This is a genomic window from Micrococcus sp. MS-ASIII-49 (genome assembly GCF_000946635.1).
Classification (GTDB): Bacteria; Actinomycetota; Actinomycetes; order Actinomycetales; family Micrococcaceae; genus Micrococcus; species Micrococcus luteus.
In genome coordinates, this window is the sequence record NZ_JXSP01000035.1 from 1 (window position 1) to 15,685 (window position 15,685).

Sequence of the window (15,685 nt, forward strand, 5' to 3'; positions counted from 1 at the left end):
GGGGGCGGGCCCCCCCGCCGATCGCGGCGTGCCGCGCGGGCGGCTCGCCGGCCTGGTGGACGCCGTCCTCCCGCCGGCCCGCCACGCGGACGACGACGCCGCGGCCGGCCTGCTGCTCGCCCTGCGCGAGCCGGTCCGCGAGGTGTTCGCCTCCGACTCGTTCGCCGCCCGCCCGTACGCCGACGCGCCCACCGTCCGCGCGCTCTTCGAGGACTTCCTCGCCCACCCGCGCCGGCACGACCCCGAGCGCTTCTGGCGCCTGCTCAACCTCGAGCTCTGGCTGCGCGACGCGGTGGACGCGGACGCCGCCCCGGCCGGCCCCGCCACCGCGGTCGACGAGGCCCCCACCGCCCCGGCACCGGCCAAACCGGACCACGAGCCGAACCCGGGCAAGGAGCTCGACCTGGTCTCCGCCGAGGACGGCCGCCGCTACCGCCGCTTCCCGGTGCAGACCGGCCTGGTGGACCGGGACACGGACCTGCAGGCCTACCTGCGCGGCGAGATCGAGGACTTCTTCCGCGACCTGCCCGCGGACGCGATGCCGCAGGACGCCCCGTGGCACTTCTCCGTGTCCGAGAAGATCGTGGCCATCACCCAGGGTCGCTCCTACTACACGTGGGAGGTCCGCCCCTCCGTGGCCGCCCGCGTCCTCTCCCGCCTGGTCACCCGCACGCCCGCGGGCATCGGCCTGGGCGATCCCACCACCATGCAGCTGGCCATCCAGGAGGCGGGCCTGCCGCGCATCGTGCTCTCCGCGGCGGCCGGCGCCGCCGGCAAGGTCGCCGGCAAGCGCGGTGTGTTCTACAACGTGGTGGGCGGCAACGTCCGCGCGATCGACGGGCCCACCACCTACTCCACGTTCCCGGCCAACGTCTCGGCCAAGCTGCCGCCGGCCGAGCCGGACCGGGTGGCCGCCGAGGTCTCGGCGATGATCCGGGCGGCGGACATCCCGGCCTGGGCGAAGGCCTCCTTCGCCGGCACCGTCGTGATGGACGCCAACGACATCGGCCGCAACGCCCTCGGCAAGGACACCGCCGCGTCGGCCGCCGTCCTCGAAGCCGCCTTCGCGGACAACCCGCTGGGCCAGGGCCGCGAGCGCACCCCGCTGGCCGTCGTCGTGCGAATGGACTGAGCCGTGCTGCTCTCCGACCGCGACATCCGCGCCGAGCTCGACTCCGGGCGCGTGGGCCTGGACCCCCTCGACCCGGCGATGGTCCAGCCCGCGTCCGTGGACGTGCGCCTGGACCGGTTCTTCCGGCTCTTCGACAACCACCGGTACGCGCACATCGACCCGCGCCAGGAGCAGGACGAGCTGACCCGGCTGGTGGAGGTGGACCCGGACGAGGCGTTCATCCTGCATCCGGGGGAGTTCGTGCTCGGCTCCACCTATGAGCAGGTCACGCTGCCGGACGACCTCGCCGCCCGCCTCGAGGGCAAGTCCTCGCTGGGGCGGCTGGGCCTGCTGACGCACTCGACCGCCGGGTTCATCGACCCCGGGTTCTCCGGGCACGTCACGCTCGAGCTGTCCAACGTGGCCACGCTGCCCATCACGCTGTGGCCGGGGATGAAGATCGGCCAGCTGTGCTTCTTCCGGCTCTCCTCGTCGGCCCAGTCGCCGTACGGCACCGGGGCCAACCAGAACCGGTACCAGGGTCAGCGCGGGCCCACGGCCTCCCGGGCGCACCGGGACTTCCACCTCACCCGCATCGAGCGATGACCGACGTCGCGCTCCCGCCGGTCGCCTCCGCCGCCCCGCGCCGCCAGGTGGCCGCGTGGGCGCTGTGGGACTGGGGCTCGGCCGCGTTCAACGCGGTCATGGTCACCTTCGTGTTCGGCACCTACCTGGCCTCGGACGCGTTCGGGCCGGACGAGCGGGGCACGGCCTGGCTCTCGACGGCGATGGCGGTGGCCGGCGTCGTCATCGCGGTCACCGCGCCCGTGCTGGGGCGTCGGGCGGACGGCGCGGGACGGCGCCGCCTCTGGCTGGCGCTGACCACGGGCGCCGTGATCGCGTGCACCGCAGCTTGCTTCTGGGTCACCCCGGAGGAGTCCTCCCTGCTGCTGGGCGTCACCCTGATCGCCCTGGGCACGGTGTTCTTCGAGTTCGCGGAGGTGCAGGTCAACGCGATCCTCGTGCACATCTCGACGCCGGCCACGATCGGCCGGATCTCGGGCATCGGCTGGGGCGCGGGGTATCTCGGCGGCATCCTGCTGCTGCTGATCGTGTTCGTGGGCTTCGTCTCGGGGGACGCGCACTGGTTCGGCGTCACGGAGGACGCGGCGCTGAACATCCGGGTGGTCGCGCTCGTGGCCGCCGCGTGGTTCCTCGTGTTCGCGATCCCCGTGCTGGTGGCCGTGCCGGACCCGGCCCCCGCCCCGGCGGCGGACGGCGGGCCGCGCCGTGAGTCGGTGCTGGGCTCCTACCGCGAGCTGGGGGCCACGCTGGCCCGGATGTGGCGCGAGGACCGGAACACGCTGTGGTTCCTCGTGGCCTCGGCGGTGTTCCGCGACGGCGTGGGCGCGGTGTTCGTCTACGGCGCCATCCTGGGCACCACGGTCTACGGGCTGGCGGCCTCGGACGTGATCCTGTTCGCGATCGCGGCCAACGTGGTGGCCGCCCTGGGCGCCTTCGTGGGCGGGCGGCTCGACGACGCGGTCGGTCCGCGCCGGGTGATCCTCGGTTCGCTGGCCGCCATGGTCCTCGTGGCCGGGGCGCTCTTCTTCGCCTCGGGCACCCTCGCGTTCTGGGTCGGCGGGCTGGCGCTGTGCCTGTTCGTGGGCCCGGTGCAGTCGGCCTCGCGCGCGTTCCTGGGCCGGCTCACCACGCCGCGGACGGCTGGCGAGGTGTTCGGGCTGTACGCCACCACGGGCCGCGCGGTCGGGTTCATCACGCCCGCGCTCGTCACGCTCGCGCTCGCCCTGCACCCGGACAACCGGGTGGTCATCCCCGTGATCGCCGTCGTGCTCGTGGCCGGTGGGCTGCTGTTCGCCCGGGTCACGGAGCCGATCACGCGGAGCGCGGAATCGGTCCGCTGACCCCGGGTGGGGCGCATCCCTCCGTTAGGCTGGACCGGACCCTCGCCCGTGCCTGACGAAGGGACCGCATGCTCGTCATCCTGACCGCGCTCTTCGTCGTCGCGCTCGCCGCCCCGGTGCTCTTCCGGTGGACGGGACGTCAGGGGTTCTATCTGCTCGCCGCCGCTCCCGCGGCGGGCTTCGTTTGGCTGCTCACTCAGCTGCCGCACGTGTTCGCGCTGCAGGAGGCGCTCGACGCCGGCCGGCCGGTCCCGGCCTCGGCGGCGCGCCTGGACCGCGCCGTGCCGTGGGTGCCGTACCTCGAGACCGAGCTCGCGTTCCGCATGGACGTGCTGGCCGCGTTCATGTCCCTGATCGTGCTGGGAGTCGGCGCGCTGGTCCTGGCCTACTGCGCCCGCTACTTCCGGGAGCACGAGCCGCGCAACGCGGTGTTCGGCGGGCAGCTGCTGGCGTTCGCCGGCGCGATGTTCGGGCTCGTCACCACGGACGACCTGATGGTGCTCTACACCTTCTGGGAGATCACGTCCGTCCTGTCCTTCCTGCTGATCGGCTACTCGGGCCACCGCATCTTCGCCCGCCGCTCCGCCATCACCGCCCTGATCGTCACCACGTTCGGCGGCCTGGCCATGCTCGCGGGCCTGATCATGCTGGCCCACTTCGCCGGGTCCTGGCGGATCTCCGGGGTCCTCGAGGCCGCCCCCGCCCTCATGGCCGACGCCGGGCTGCGCGGGCTGCTCGAGGTCGCCGTCGCCCTGGTGCTGATCGGCGCCCTCACGAAGTCCGCCCAGGCCCCCTTCCACTTCTGGCTGCCGGGCGCGATGGCCGCGCCGACCCCCGTGTCCGCGTACCTGCACGCGGCGGCCATGGTGAAGGCCGGCGTCTTCCTCGTGGCCCGCCTGGCCCCGGAGTTCCACGGCCTCGCCATGTGGCAGGTCCTCGTGATCGGCGTGGGTCTGTGGACCCTGCTGCTCGGCGGCTGGCGCGCCCTGCGGCAGACAGACATCAAGCTCGTCCTCGCGTATGGCACGGTCTCCCAGCTCGGCTTCCTCATGGTGGCCAACGGGCTGGGCACCCGCGACGCCGCCATGGCCGGCCTCGCCATGCTCCTGGCCCACGCGGTGTTCAAGGCCCCCCTGTTCATGGTGGTCGGCATCATCGACCACGAGGCCGGCACGCGCGATCTGCGCCAGCTCTCCGGGATCGGCCGCCGCCACCCGGCCCTGGCCGCCGTCGCCGTGGTGGCGGGCCTGTCCATGGCCGGCCTGCCTCCGCTGTTCGGCTTCGTGGCCAAGGAGTCCGTCCTGGAGGGCCTGGCCGCCCACGGCGTGGCGCACGCGGACGTGTGGGGCTGGACGCCGCTCGTGCTCATGACCGTGGGCTCGGTGCTCACCTTCGCCTACACGTGGCGGTTCCTGTGGGGCTCGTTCGCCGCCAAGCGGGACGAGGAGGGGGCCGCGGTCCCCGTCACGCGCTTCCACACCCGCGTCACCACCCTCGAGCTGGCCCCGGCCGCGCTGCTCGCGCTCGCCGGCCTGGTGCTCGCCTTCCTGCCCGGCCCGGTGGAGGGGATCATCACCGCCCACACGGGCTCCCTGCCGCCGCTGGACCCGGAGGAGGCGCCGGCCTACCTGGCCCTGTGGCACGGCTGGACGCCCATCCTCGCCCTCTCCGCGGGGGTCTGGGTGCTCGGCGCGCTGCTCGCCCTCGGCCGGCCGGGAGTCGAGGCGTTCCAGCGCCGCGTCGAGTTCCCGGTCGACGCCCTGCGCACGTACCGGAAGATCACCGGCGCCCTCGACGAGGTCGCCATCTGGGTCACGGGGCGCACCCAGACCGGCTCCCTGCGCCGCTACCTGGGCATCATCCTGGCCACCGCGTTCCTGCTGCCGGCCGCGTTCCTGCTCTTCCCCGTGGGGCGCAGCGAGCGCACGCTGGCCACCTCGTTCCTCTCCGCGGACGTCGCCTGGTTCCAGACCCCGGCGCAGCTGGTCGTGGTGCTGATGATCGCCGTCGCCACCGTGTTCGCCGTCCGCGCGCGCCGCCGCTTCAAGGCGATCATGCTGGTGTCCGTGACCGGCTACGGCGCCGCCGCCCTGTTCGCGATGCGCGGCGCCCCGGACCTCGCGATCACCCAGGTGCTCGTGGAGACCATCATCCTGGTCACCCTCATCCTGGGCCTGCGCGTGCTGCCGCCGGACTGGTACGACCGCCGCACCGGCTCGCGGCGGCTGGGCCGCCTGGCCGTGGCCGTCGGGTTCGCGCTGACCATGATGTGGATCGCCGCCACCGCGCTGGCCGCCCGCACGGCGGAGCGGATCTCGCTGCCCATGCCGGAGCTCGCCTACACGGACGGCTACGGCACGAACGCCGTGAACGTCACCCTCGTGGACATCCGCGCGTGGGACACGTGGGGCGAGATCACGGTGCTGGCCGCCGCGGCCACCGGCGTGGCCTCCCTGATCTTCCTGCAGCACCGCGACGGGCGCACCCGCAGCATCGACGACGTCGCCCCCGGCTCCGTCGGCGACTTCGGCGCCGACTCCTCGCTCGGGGCCCGCGAGCTGTCCGTCGTGCGCAGCTTCGCTGTGGACGATCGCAAGGGCCAGTGGCTCGTGGCCGGCCACACGATGGCCCCCGAGCGGCGCTCGATCATCCTCGAGGTCGTCACCCGCTTCATGTTCCCGATCATGATGCTGCTCTCCGTCTACCTGCTGCTGGCCGGGCACAACACCCCCGGCGGCGGCTTCGCCGGCGGCCTGCTCGCAGGCCTGGCCCTCACGCTGCGCTTCCTCGCCGGCGGCCGGTACGAGCTGCAGGAGGCCTCCGTGATCCCGGCCGGGCCCATGATCGGCCTGGGCCTGGCGATCGCCACGCTCACCGGGATCGCCCCGCTCTTCTTCGGCGGGCAGATCCTGCAGTCCTATGTGGTGGAGTTCACCGACCTGCCGCTGTTCGGCGACGCCCTCAAGCTGGTCTCGGCCACGGCGTTCGACATCGGCGTGTACCTCGTGGTGGTCGGGCTCGTGATCGACGTGCTGCGCTCGCTCGGCGGTGAGGTGGACCGCCGGGGCGAGGAGGCCCGCCGCGCCCGCCTGCGCGCCGCGGCCCGCCGTCGTCATCCGCGCATGCCCACCCCGTCCACCCCCGACGCCCCGGAGGCCGCCCGATGATGACCGTCGACCTGGCCCTGCTCCTGGCGATGGGCGTGATGTTCGCCGGGGGGATCTACCTGGTGCTCGAGCGCAGCCTGACGCGCATCCTGCTCGGCATCGTGCTGATCAACAACGGCGCCATCATGCTGCTGTTCCTCTCCTCGGGCGGCACGGGCCTGGCCCCGCTGTTCGTGCGCGGACGGGACCCGCACGAGTACGCGGACACGCTGCCGCAGGCGCTGATCCTCACCGCGATCGTGATCGGCTTCGCCGTGGTCGCGTTCCTGACCGCCATGATCTACCGCTCGTGGCTGCTCGTCCGCGAGGACGAGGTCGAGGTGGACGCGGAGGACGTCAAGATCGCCCGGATGCCCGCCTGGGACGCGGAGGACGACGCGGAGCTCGTGGAGGAGTCCTCCGAGTTCCTGGACGACGCCGCGGACCCCAACGCCCACTACGAGCACGCGACGGAGGCACGGCCCCAGGTGCAGCACGCCACGCCCGCCCCCCAGGCGCCCACCGGATCCGGGGCAGCGTCCCGCGGCCGCCGTCCCGAGGGCGGGGAGCGCGCATGAGCATCGGTTCCGTCCCCCTGACCGACCTGGCCCCGCTGGCCGTCATGCTGCCCGTGCTGGGCGCGGCCGTGACCTTCATGCTCGTGCGCCGCCCCCGCGCGCAGATCACCGTCACGGTCTCCGCGCTCGTGCTCACCCTCGTGCTGGACGCGCTGCTGCTGGCCGCGGTCTGGGACACCGGGGTCGCGGCCGTCCACCTCGGCGGCTGGCCGGCCCCGCTGGGCATCAGCCTCGTGGTGGATCGGCTCTCGGCCCTCATGCTCGTGGTGTCGGCGCTGATCACCCTGGCGGTGCTGCTGTACGCCTCGGCGCAGGGGCTGATCAACCGGGACGAGGGTGGGCCGGTCTCGATCTTCCACCCCACGTTCCTGATCCTCGTGGCGGGCGTGTCCAACGCGTTCCTCGCCGGCGACCTGTTCAACCTCTACGTGGGCTTCGAGATCCTCCTGACGTCCTCCTACGTGCTGCTGACCATGGGGGGCACCGCCCAGCGCATCCGCGCGGGCGTCACCTACGTGGTGGTCTCCGTGCTCTCCTCGGTGGTGTTCCTGATCGCGATCGCGATGATCTACGCGGCCACCGGCACCGTGAACATGGCGGACCTGGCCGTGAAGCTGGGCGAGCTGCCCACCGACGTGCAGATGGTCCTGCACGTGCTGCTCCTGGTGGGCTTCGGCATCAAGGCGGCCGTGTTCCCGCTGTCCTTCTGGCTGCCGGACTCGTACCCCACCGCGCCCGCCCCGGTGACCGCGGTGTTCGCGGGCCTGCTCACCAAGGTGGGCGTGTACGCGATGATCCGCACCGAGACGCTGCTCTTCCCGGGGGAGCACGTCAACGCGCTCCTGCTCGTGGTGGCCGCGCTGACCATGGTGGTGGGCATCCTCGGCGCGCTGGCCCAGACGGACATCAAGCGCATCCTGTCCTTCATCCTCGTCTCCCACATCGGCTACATGATCTTCGGCCTGGGCCTGGCCACGGAGGCGGGGCTGGCGGCCACCGTGTACTACGTGGCCCATCACATCACCGTGCAGACCGCGCTCTTCCTCGTCACGGGCCTGATCGAGAACCGCGCCGGCACCGCGAACATCGACCGCCTCGGGTCCCTGGCGAAGGTCTCCCCGTTCGTGAGCGTCCTGTTCCTCGTGCCCGCGCTCAACCTCGGCGGCATCCCGCCGTTCTCCGGCTTCCTCGGCAAGGTCGGCCTGCTGCGCGGCGGCGTCGAGCAGGCCACGCCCCTGGCCTACACGCTGGTGGGCGTGTCCCTGCTCGTGTCCCTGCTGACCCTGCTCGTGGTGGTGCGCGTGTGGACCCGCGCGTTCTGGCGCCGCGTCGAGGACGTGGAGCACCCGCCCGCCCAGCTCGTGGCCGCCTACGAGCGGGCCGTCGCCCGTGGCGAGCGCCCCCGCCCGCTCGAGCCGGGCCTCGTGCTGCCCACCACGGCGCTCGTGGGCCTGACGCTGGTGTTCACGGTGGCCGCCGGTCCGCTGTTCGCGCTGGCCGACGAGGCCGCCACGGACATGCTCGACCGCTCGCCCTACATCGCGGCGGTGCTCGACGACGCCGCGGCCGAGCGGGCCGCGGCCACCCTCAGCGTCGACCCGACGGAGGTGCACGATGCCCGGAAGTGACTCCGCCCGCCGCGGCGTGGTGCGCCCCGACCGGATCCGGGGCATCGTGGCCCAGTGGCCGCTGATCCTCGTGATGGTGGCCGTGTGGTGCGCCCTGTGGCAGGACTTCGCTCCGCACGTGGCCCTGACCGGCCTCGCCTTCGCGCTGCTGATCATCGGGCTCTTCCCGATGCCGAGCATCCCGTTCAGCGGCCGTCTGAACCCCTGGTGGTCCCTCGTGTTCACGGTGCGGTTCCTCGTCGACGTCGTGCGCGCCTCAGTCAACGTGGCCGGGACGGTGCTGCTGCGTGGCCGCCGCGCCCGCGGCTCGATCGTGGGCGTCCCGCTGCGCAGCCACGACGACCTCATCATCACGCTCGTCAGCCACGCCCTGGCCCTGGTGCCGGGCTCGATCGTGCTGGACGTGGACCGGGTCCGCTCCGTCCTGTACCTGCACGTGCTCGACGCGACCACGGACGAGGACGTGGCGGGCTTCCGCGCCAAGGCCCTCGACGTGGAGGCGGGCATCATCCGCGCCGTCGGCACGCGTGAGGACCTCGAGCTGGTCCGCCGCTTCCCGAGTTCGGCGCCCCCCGCCGCCCGCCCCCCGAAGGAGGAGGCCTGATGGACCCCATGGACCTGGCCACGTGGGCCGGCGGGGCGCTGCTCGTGGTCGGCGCCGTCGGTGCGCTCGACCGGATCGTGCGCGGCCCCTCGCTGCTGGACCGGGCGGTCGCCACGGACGTGCTGCTCGTGGTGTTCTCCGGGATGCTCGTCCTGGAGATGGCCGTGCACCGCCACACCCACCACGTGGTCCTCGTGGTGCTGGCCGCCACCGTCGGCTTCGTCGGCTCGGTGACGGTGGCGCGCTTCGCGGAGGACCGGCGCCCGGACCACTCGCTCGAGGACCAGGCGCGCGTGCCCGGCACCACGGACGTGCCGGGCGGGGAGGAGGGCCGATGACCGACACCGCCACGCTCCTGGACTGGCTGGCCGCGTTCCTGCTCGTCAGCGGTGCCTTCTTCTCCCTGGTGGCCGGCGTGGGCCTGTTCGTGCTCCCGGACCTGCTGGCCCGCATGCACGCCGCCGCCAAGCCGCAGGTCCTCGGCCTGCTGCTCATGCTCGCCGGGCTGGCGATCGAGTGGCGGTCGTGGGTGTGGCTGCCCGTGCTGTTGCTGGCGTGGGTCACCCAGATGGTCACGGCCCCGGTGGCCTCCCACCTGGTGGGCCGTACGGGCTACCGCACCAAGCACGCCCGCCGTGAGCTGTTGCACCGGGACGAGCTGGCCGCCGTCGTCCGTCGCGCCGAGCCCCCGGCGGACCCCGGGCCGCGCCGCGCCGGCGCCCGGCCGCGCGGGCGCCGCTGACACCACCCCGCATAGCACGACGGCCGCCGTCCGGATCCCTCCGGGCGGCGGCCGTCGTCGTGGTGGTGGCGGGGCGGCTCAGACCTCGTGGTCCACGCGGTGCGCGGTGGACTCGGACACCTTGCGGATCGCGGCGCCGGCGCCGCGCTGGCCGGCGACCTTCAGCAGCGCCGCGACGCCCGCGGAGATGAACGCGAAGGACAGGGCCTCGATGAGGGGCAGCGTCTCGTCGGCCGCGTCGTTCGGGGCGCTGTGGCCGGTGACGAGCCGCCAGCCGCCCGCCACCACGCGGGAGCCGACGATGCCGCCGACCAGCGTGATGCCGGCGGACAGGGCCTTCTGGGCGAGCGTGTTCATGGTGCGCCTTCCGTGGTCGGGGATCTCACGTGCGGTTGCGGCCGCGGCCGACGACGCCGGACGGGCCGGTCCCCAGCCTAGCCCGCGGTGGGCACCGGGTCGCCGCTGACGTGCCGGCCGGGGTCGCCGTCGGCGTCCAGATGGGCCTGCAGCATGCCGGTGAGCTCGTGGTCCACGGGGATCTCGACGCCGTCGACGGCGCGCACCGGCAGGACGCCGCGCACCGAGGAGACGAGCCAGACGCCCTCGGCGCCCTGGAGGTCCGCCGGGACGAGCGGGCCGTAGCCGAGCTCCCAGCCGTCCGCGTGGGCGGCCGCGAAGATCACGGCCTGCGACGTGCCGGCGAGGATGCCCTTCTGGCGCAGCGGGGTGAGGAGGCGGCGGACGCCGTCCTCCCCGGTGCGCACGATCAGCACCGTGGAGGTGGGGCCCTCGAGCAGGTAGCCGTCCGCGCTGGTGAAGACGACGTCGTCGGCGCCGTGCGCGCGGGCGTAGCGCAGGGCGGCCATGTTCACGGCGTAGGAGAGGGTCTTCGCGCCGGTGAGCAGCCACGGGGAGCGCTCGGGGGCCTGCGAGTCGATGCCGCGGTCCAGCAGCAGCACCCGCAGCCCCCGCTGCCGCTCCTCGTCCTGGATCGCCGGGGCCGGGCTCAGCAGCGCCCACGCGGTGGGCGTGGGCACCGCGCCGGGAGCCGCGTCCGGGCCGCGGGTGACGGTCAGGCGCACGGCGAGACGGTCCCCGGGCGCGACGTCGTTGGCCTCGGAGAACGCACGCAGACCCAGCGCGACGGCGGCCTCCCACGCCGCCGCCTCGGGGGCGGCCAGCTGCAGGGCGGCGGCGGACGCGGCCAGCCGGCCGAGGTGGGCTCCGAGCTTGCGCATGCGCAGGGTCCCGAGCCCGTCGGCGACGGCGAGCGCCGTCTCGAAGATGCCGTCGCCGCGCGTGACCCCCTGGTCCGTGACGCTCAGGTGCGGGACGGCCGGGTCCGCGAGCCGCGGGGCGGGGGCGCCGTCCGCGTCCGTCTCGAGCAGGACGAGGACGGGCGAGCCGGCGGCGGGGGAGAAGGCGGTGGGACGCATCCGCCCAGGATAGACGCCCGCCCCCGGCCGATCGGGGCCGGGGGCGGGCATCAGTCGGGGGCGGTCAGGCCCGGTGGGCGCCGCCGTCCGGGGCGGGGACGGAGGGCTGCGCCGGGGCGTGGGCGCGCTCGAGCTGGGCGCCCTCCACGTCCACGTCCGGCATGATCCGGTCGAGCCAGCGCGGCAGCCACCACGCCTTCTCGCCGAGCAGGTGCATCAGCGCCGGCATCAGGAGCAGGCGCACCACGAACGCGTCCAGCAGCACGCCGAAGGCCAGGCCGAAGCCCATCGGGCGGATCATCGCGTCGTGGGCGAAGATGAACCCGCCGAACACGGAGATCATGATGATCGCCGCGGCGATCACGACGGCCCGGCCCGAGCGCAGGCCGGTCAGCACGGCCTGGCGGGCGGGCAGGCCGTGGGCGTAGGCCTCGCGCATGCCGGAGGCGATGAACAGCTGGTAGTCCATGGCCAGGCCGAACAGCACGCCGATCATGATGGTCGGCAGGAAGCTGAGCACGGGGCCGGGGTTGTGGACCCCGAACACCGAGCCGAGCCAGCCCCACTGGTAGATGGCCACCACGCCGCCCATGGCGGCGAACATGGAGAGCACGAACCCGCCGGTGGCGATCAGCGGCACCAGGATCGAGCGGAACACCAGCACCATGATCAGCAGGGACAGGCCCACCACCACGCCCAGGTAGAGGGGCAGGGCGTCGGAGAGCTTCTCCGAGACGTCGATGAACCCGCTGGTCATGCCGGCCACGCCGAGGTTGGAGGCCTCGCCGGCCGGCTCGGTGGCGCGCAGGTCGCGCACCAGCTCCTCGGTGGAGACGGCGTTCGGGCCCTCCTCGGGCAGCACCTGGAACATGGTGACGGTGCGGTCCTCGTTGAAGCCCGCGGGCACCACGGCGTGCGCGTGCTCGAGGCCGGCGAGCTGCTCGCCCACCGCCAGGCGGGCGTCCTCGGCCGCGTCCTCGTCCAGGCCGGCGGGCAGGTCCACGGTCACCACGAGCGGGCCGTTGTAGCCCTCGCCGAACTTCTCGGCGGTGAGCTCGTACGCAACCTGCGAGTCGGAGCCCTCCGGCTCGGACCCGCCGTCCGGCAGGCCCAGGCGCATCGAGCCGACCGGCAGGGCCACGAGCACCAGCAGGGCGACGGCCGCCAGGGCCGAGGCGATCGCGGCCGGGGTGGACATGGTCGAGCGGCGCCCGGCGCGGCGCACGGCGGCGGAGCCCTCGGCGACGGAGGCGGGACCCTCGTCGGCGAGGCGGGCCCGCTCCTTCTTCGAGAGGATCCGCATCCCGGCCAGGGAGAGCAGGGCCGGGGTCAGGGTGACGGCCACCAGCACGGCCACGGCCACGCAGACCGCGCCCACGGTGCCCATCAGGCCCAGGAACGGGATGCCGGTGACGTTCAGGCCCACGAGGGCGACGATCACGGTGATGCCGGCAAACACCACGGCGTTGCCGGAGGTGCCGTTGGCCAGCGCGATCGACTCGTGCAGGCCCGTGCCGCGACGCAGCTCCTGGCGGTGCCGGTTGACGATGAACAGCGCGTAGTCGATGCCCACGGCCAGGCCCAGCATCACCCCGAGCACCGGGGTCACGGAGATCATCTCCACGGCGGAGGAGAACGCGAGCGCCCCGGCGGCGCCCACGCCCACGCCCACCAGCGCGTTGACCAGCGGCAGACCCGCGCCCACGAGGGTGCCGAGCATGACCACCAGCACGATCGCGGCGACCACGAGGCCCACGACCTCGCCCGGGCCGAGCAGGGAGGACACGGTGGCGTTGAGCTCCTGGGAGGGATGCACGGCGACGCCGTCGATGTCCGCGCCGGTGAGGGCGCCGGTGACCGCCTCCTTGTCCTCGGCGGTGACGTCCGGGGTCGGCGTGGTGAAGGTGACGATCCCGACGGCGGTGCTGCCGTCCTCGGACACGGTGCGGAAGTCCTCCGCGAGGGCCAGGGTGCGCTCGCCGCGCTCGGCCTCGACGCGGCCGTCGTCCAGCTCGGCGCGGCCGTCGGCGAGGTCGGCCTCGGCCTGGTCCAGGCGCTCCGCGCCGGCGGCCAGCTGGGCCCGGCCGTCCTCGAGCTCGGCGACGCCGCGCTCGTACTCGGCCCGGCCCTCGTCGATCTTCTGCTGCTGCGCGTCGAGCTCGGCCTCGGCCGCGTCCAGGGCCTGCTGCCGTCCCGCGGCCACCTGCTCGCGGCCGGCCTCGAGCTCGGCCTCGGACTCCTGCAGCTGCTGCCGGCCGGCGGCGAGTCGGGCGGCGCCGTCGTCGGCCTCCGCCTGGGCGGCCGCGAGCTGTTCGGCGCCCGCGTCGGCCTCGGCCTGGGCGGCCTCCAGCTGCGCGCGGGCGGCGTCGGCCTGGTCCTGACCGGCCGCCAGCTGTGCCTCGCCGGCGGCGAGCTGCGCCTCCTGGTCGGCGAACTGCGCGGCGACCTGCTCCGCCGGGATGCCGGCGGCCTCGGCCTCGGCCAGCGCGGCGTCCCGGGCCTGCTCGAGCTCGGCGCGGCCCGCGGCCAGCTGCTCGGCCTGGGCGTCGAGCTCGGCCTGCCCGGCCTCGAGCTCGGTCCACCGGTCGCCGAGCTCGGCCTGCCCGGCCTCGAGCTCCTGCCGCTGTGCGTCGATCTCGGCCTGGCCGGCCTCGAGACGCTCCGCCTGCTCCTCGAGCTCGGCGCGGCCGGCGTCGAGTTGCTCCTGGCCGTCGGCCACCTTCTGCTCGGCCTCCCGGAGCGGGGCCAGGGCGTCGGCCGGCAGGGCCTCCAGGCCACGCTCCTCGAGGTCGGCGCGCGCGGCGTCGAGCGCGGCCTGCCCCTCGTCCAGCTGGGCGGCGGCCTCGGCGAGGCGCTGCTCGCCCGCGTCGGCCTCGGCCGTGCGCCGCTCGAGCTCGGCCCGGCCGTCCTCGATCTCCTGGCGTCCGTCCGCGAGGCGCTGCTCGCCGTCGGCCAGCTCGGCGCGGCCCTCGTCGAGCCGGGTGCGGGCGTCGTCCCGCTGGGCCTGGGCCTCGAACGGGTCCACGACGCCCTCCACGGCCGGCTGCTCGGCGACGTCGTCCAGCAGGGCGGTGATCTGCTCGCGCTGGGCGTCGGTCAGGGGGGGAGCCGTCCTCGGTGGTGAACACGACCTGGCCCCTACCGCGGGAGGCCTCCGGGAACTCCTCCTTGAGGCGGTCCGTGACCTGGGCGGTGGGCGTGCCGGGGATGGTGACGGTGGAGGAGAGCGTGCCGCCGAAGGCGAGGAACCCGCCGACGGCGAGGGCCAGGGCGAGCACCCAGGCGAGGATCACGAGGAGGGGGCGGCGGGCGGCGCCGAGGCCGAGACGGTAGAGCAGTGTCGCCATGGGAAGGGGAGGTCTCCTTGCGCTGGGGTGGGACGCGGCCGGACGCGGCACGCCGCCTCCGATGCTACACCTAAGCGGAGCGTACCGCTCCGGTCCCGGCGCCCGGCCGGCCCGCACGCAGACCCCCGACGCCCCGACCCCGGGCGGCGCCCCCGTCAGGCGGAGGGCAGGCGCAGGACCAGGTCCGCCGCGGCGCGCGGGGCGTGCCGGGCCAGGTAGTCCTCCTCCTGTGCGGCCCAGCGGTCCCAGTGCGGGGCGAAGGTCTCACCGTCCCGGGCCAGCGCCCGCGTGCGCCGCGCGGGGGTCTCGAGCTCGAGCCACACCGCCAGGTCGAGCAGCGGTCGGGCGGCGGTGCTGAGCGCACCCACGCCCTCGCACACCACGACGTCGGCCGGCGCGGTCCGCCGCGGCGGACCGGGGGCGGCGCGGTGCCAGTCCCACGTGGTCCAGGTCGCCGTGCCCCGCTCCCGCAGCGCGCGCACGACGGCCGGGTAGGGGCCGTCGTCGCCCACCGCGGCGGCCAGCCCGTCCCAGCCCTGGTACATGGACTCGATCTCGATCACCTCGACGCGCGCGAACGGCGCGATCCGGGCCGCGAGCGCGGCGGCGAGGACGGTCTTGCCCGACCCCGAGCGGCCGTCCAGGCCGATGAGCGCCGGTCGGGTCACGGGTCCTCCGGGGTGGGGTCCGTCAGCGCGGCGGTGGCCGCCTCGAGCACCCGCACCGCGGCCCGCAGCTCCGCGACGGAGAACCCCTCGAGGGCGGCGCTCAGCCGCTGGGACATCGGTTGGAACGCGCGCTGCCCGTCGCGGCGGGCCGTGTCCGTGTGCTCCACCAGCACGCGCCGCCGGTCGCCCTCGTCCCGGCGGCGGCGGACGTGGCCCGCGGCGGCCAGGCGGTCCACGAGGGCGGTGGCCGAGGCCCGGGTGAGGTGCAGGTGGGCGCCGAGGTCCGAGGCGGTGACGGGCTCACCGGCCGCCGCGCGGGCCATCAGGTACGCGAGGGCTCTGAGGTCCGTGCGATGCAGGCCGACGCCGCGGCCGGCCTCGTCGACGGCGTGCTCCGCGCTCTCGCTGAAGACGCGCAGCGCGTGGACCACGGCGAGATGCTCCGCGGGGGCGGAGGGGGGCTGCGTGGTCATGGCCGGGAGTCTAGCCAGCCCCCATGG

The 15,685-nt window shown here is 74.5% G+C and carries 13 protein-coding genes and 1 pseudogene; 9 read left to right on the forward strand and 5 right to left on the reverse strand.

The genetic code is table 11. The features are described 5' to 3' along the window. From SJ20_RS02485 to mnhG, 9 genes and pseudogenes are all read left to right on the forward strand, one after another. A partial coding sequence (locus tag SJ20_RS02485) for a hypothetical protein (protein WP_044658840.1) occupies positions 1–1,132 on the forward strand: 1,132 nt, incomplete at its 5' end. 3 nt (positions 1,133–1,135) lie between these two features. After that, on the forward strand, positions 1,136–1,717 hold the full coding sequence (dcd, locus tag SJ20_RS02490) for a dCTP deaminase (RefSeq protein WP_002858370.1): 582 nt from the start codon (positions 1,136–1,138) through the stop codon (positions 1,715–1,717). Beyond that, a pseudogene (locus SJ20_RS02495) lies at positions 1,669–3,036 on the forward strand (MFS transporter); the annotation flags it as partial. The gene dcd and the pseudogene SJ20_RS02495, both read left to right, overlap by 49 nt. Before the next feature lie 68 nt (positions 3,037–3,104). Then, on the forward strand, positions 3,105–6,203 hold the full coding sequence (locus SJ20_RS02500) for a Na+/H+ antiporter subunit A (protein ID WP_044658841.1): 3,099 nt from the start codon (positions 3,105–3,107) through the stop codon (positions 6,201–6,203). Further along, positions 6,200–6,760, forward strand: coding sequence for an NADH-quinone oxidoreductase subunit K (locus tag SJ20_RS02505; protein ID WP_002858374.1), 561 nt, complete (start codon positions 6,200–6,202; stop codon positions 6,758–6,760). Before SJ20_RS02500 ends, SJ20_RS02505 begins: the two co-directional genes overlap by 4 nt. After that, entirely contained in the window at positions 6,757–8,388 is a 1,632-nt protein-coding gene (locus SJ20_RS02510) for a Na+/H+ antiporter subunit D (protein ID WP_044658842.1), read from the forward strand. The genes SJ20_RS02505 and SJ20_RS02510 overlap by 4 nt, the downstream gene beginning before the upstream one ends. Further along, positions 8,375–8,992, forward strand: a complete 618-nt coding sequence (locus tag SJ20_RS02515) for a Na+/H+ antiporter subunit E (protein ID WP_036383643.1) — start codon at positions 8,375–8,377, stop codon at positions 8,990–8,992. Before SJ20_RS02510 ends, SJ20_RS02515 begins: the two co-directional genes overlap by 14 nt. Beyond that, positions 8,992–9,330, forward strand: a complete 339-nt coding sequence (locus SJ20_RS02520) for a monovalent cation/H+ antiporter complex subunit F (RefSeq protein ID WP_044658843.1) — start codon at positions 8,992–8,994, stop codon at positions 9,328–9,330. The genes SJ20_RS02515 and SJ20_RS02520 overlap by 1 nt, the downstream gene beginning before the upstream one ends. Then, positions 9,327–9,734, forward strand: coding sequence for a monovalent cation/H(+) antiporter subunit G (mnhG, locus tag SJ20_RS02525; RefSeq protein ID WP_036383647.1), 408 nt, complete (start codon positions 9,327–9,329; stop codon positions 9,732–9,734). Before SJ20_RS02520 ends, mnhG begins: the two co-directional genes overlap by 4 nt. 78 nt (positions 9,735–9,812) lie before the next feature. Here mnhG and SJ20_RS02530 read toward each other — a convergent pair whose 3' ends face one another. The 5 genes from SJ20_RS02530 to SJ20_RS02550 all read right to left on the reverse strand — a co-directional run bounded on the left by SJ20_RS02530 (position 9,813) and on the right by SJ20_RS02550 (position 15,658). Next, positions 9,813–10,091, reverse strand: a complete 279-nt coding sequence (locus SJ20_RS02530) for a DUF4235 domain-containing protein (protein WP_036383649.1) — start codon at positions 10,089–10,091, stop codon at positions 9,813–9,815. Between the two features lie 77 nt (positions 10,092–10,168). Beyond that, complete coding sequence (locus tag SJ20_RS02535; protein WP_044658844.1) at positions 10,169–11,170, reverse strand: aminotransferase class IV; 1,002 nt, start codon at positions 11,168–11,170, stop codon at positions 10,169–10,171. Positions 11,171–11,234: 64 nt separating this feature from the next. After that, a complete protein-coding gene (locus SJ20_RS02540) occupies positions 11,235–14,207 on the reverse strand; it encodes an MMPL family transporter (RefSeq protein WP_235281229.1) in 2,973 nt (990 codons plus the stop codon). A gap of 465 nt (positions 14,208–14,672) precedes the next feature. Then, positions 14,673–15,185 carry a para-aminobenzoate synthase component I gene (locus SJ20_RS02545; protein ID WP_044658845.1) on the reverse strand — a complete coding sequence of 171 codons (513 nt, stop codon included), beginning with the start codon at positions 15,183–15,185 and terminating at the stop codon, positions 14,673–14,675. Next, positions 15,182–15,658 (reverse strand): MarR family winged helix-turn-helix transcriptional regulator, encoded by a 477-nt coding sequence (locus SJ20_RS02550; protein ID WP_044658846.1) that lies wholly within the window; start codon positions 15,656–15,658, stop codon positions 15,182–15,184. The genes SJ20_RS02545 and SJ20_RS02550 overlap by 4 nt, the downstream gene beginning before the upstream one ends. Between the last annotated feature and the right edge of the window lie 27 nt (positions 15,659–15,685).

Coding starts and splice junctions, on each gene's coding strand:
- SJ20_RS02550 (WP_044658846.1), bottom strand. CDS start 15,658: ATGACCACGCAGCCCCCCTCCGCCCCCGCGGAGCATCTCGCCGTGGTC.
- mnhG (WP_036383647.1), top strand. CDS start 9,327: ATGACCGACACCGCCACGCTCCTGGACTGGCTGGCCGCGTTCCTGCTC.
- SJ20_RS02535 (WP_044658844.1), bottom strand. CDS start 11,170: ATGCGTCCCACCGCCTTCTCCCCCGCCGCCGGCTCGCCCGTCCTCGTC.
- SJ20_RS02510 (WP_044658842.1), top strand. CDS start 6,757: ATGAGCATCGGTTCCGTCCCCCTGACCGACCTGGCCCCGCTGGCCGTC.
- SJ20_RS02505 (WP_002858374.1), top strand. CDS start 6,200: ATGATGACCGTCGACCTGGCCCTGCTCCTGGCGATGGGCGTGATGTTC.
- SJ20_RS02530 (WP_036383649.1), bottom strand. CDS start 10,091: ATGAACACGCTCGCCCAGAAGGCCCTGTCCGCCGGCATCACGCTGGTC.
- SJ20_RS02520 (WP_044658843.1), top strand. CDS start 8,992: ATGGACCCCATGGACCTGGCCACGTGGGCCGGCGGGGCGCTGCTCGTG.
- SJ20_RS02515 (WP_036383643.1), top strand. CDS start 8,375: ATGCCCGGAAGTGACTCCGCCCGCCGCGGCGTGGTGCGCCCCGACCGG.
- SJ20_RS02500 (WP_044658841.1), top strand. CDS start 3,105: ATGCTCGTCATCCTGACCGCGCTCTTCGTCGTCGCGCTCGCCGCCCCG.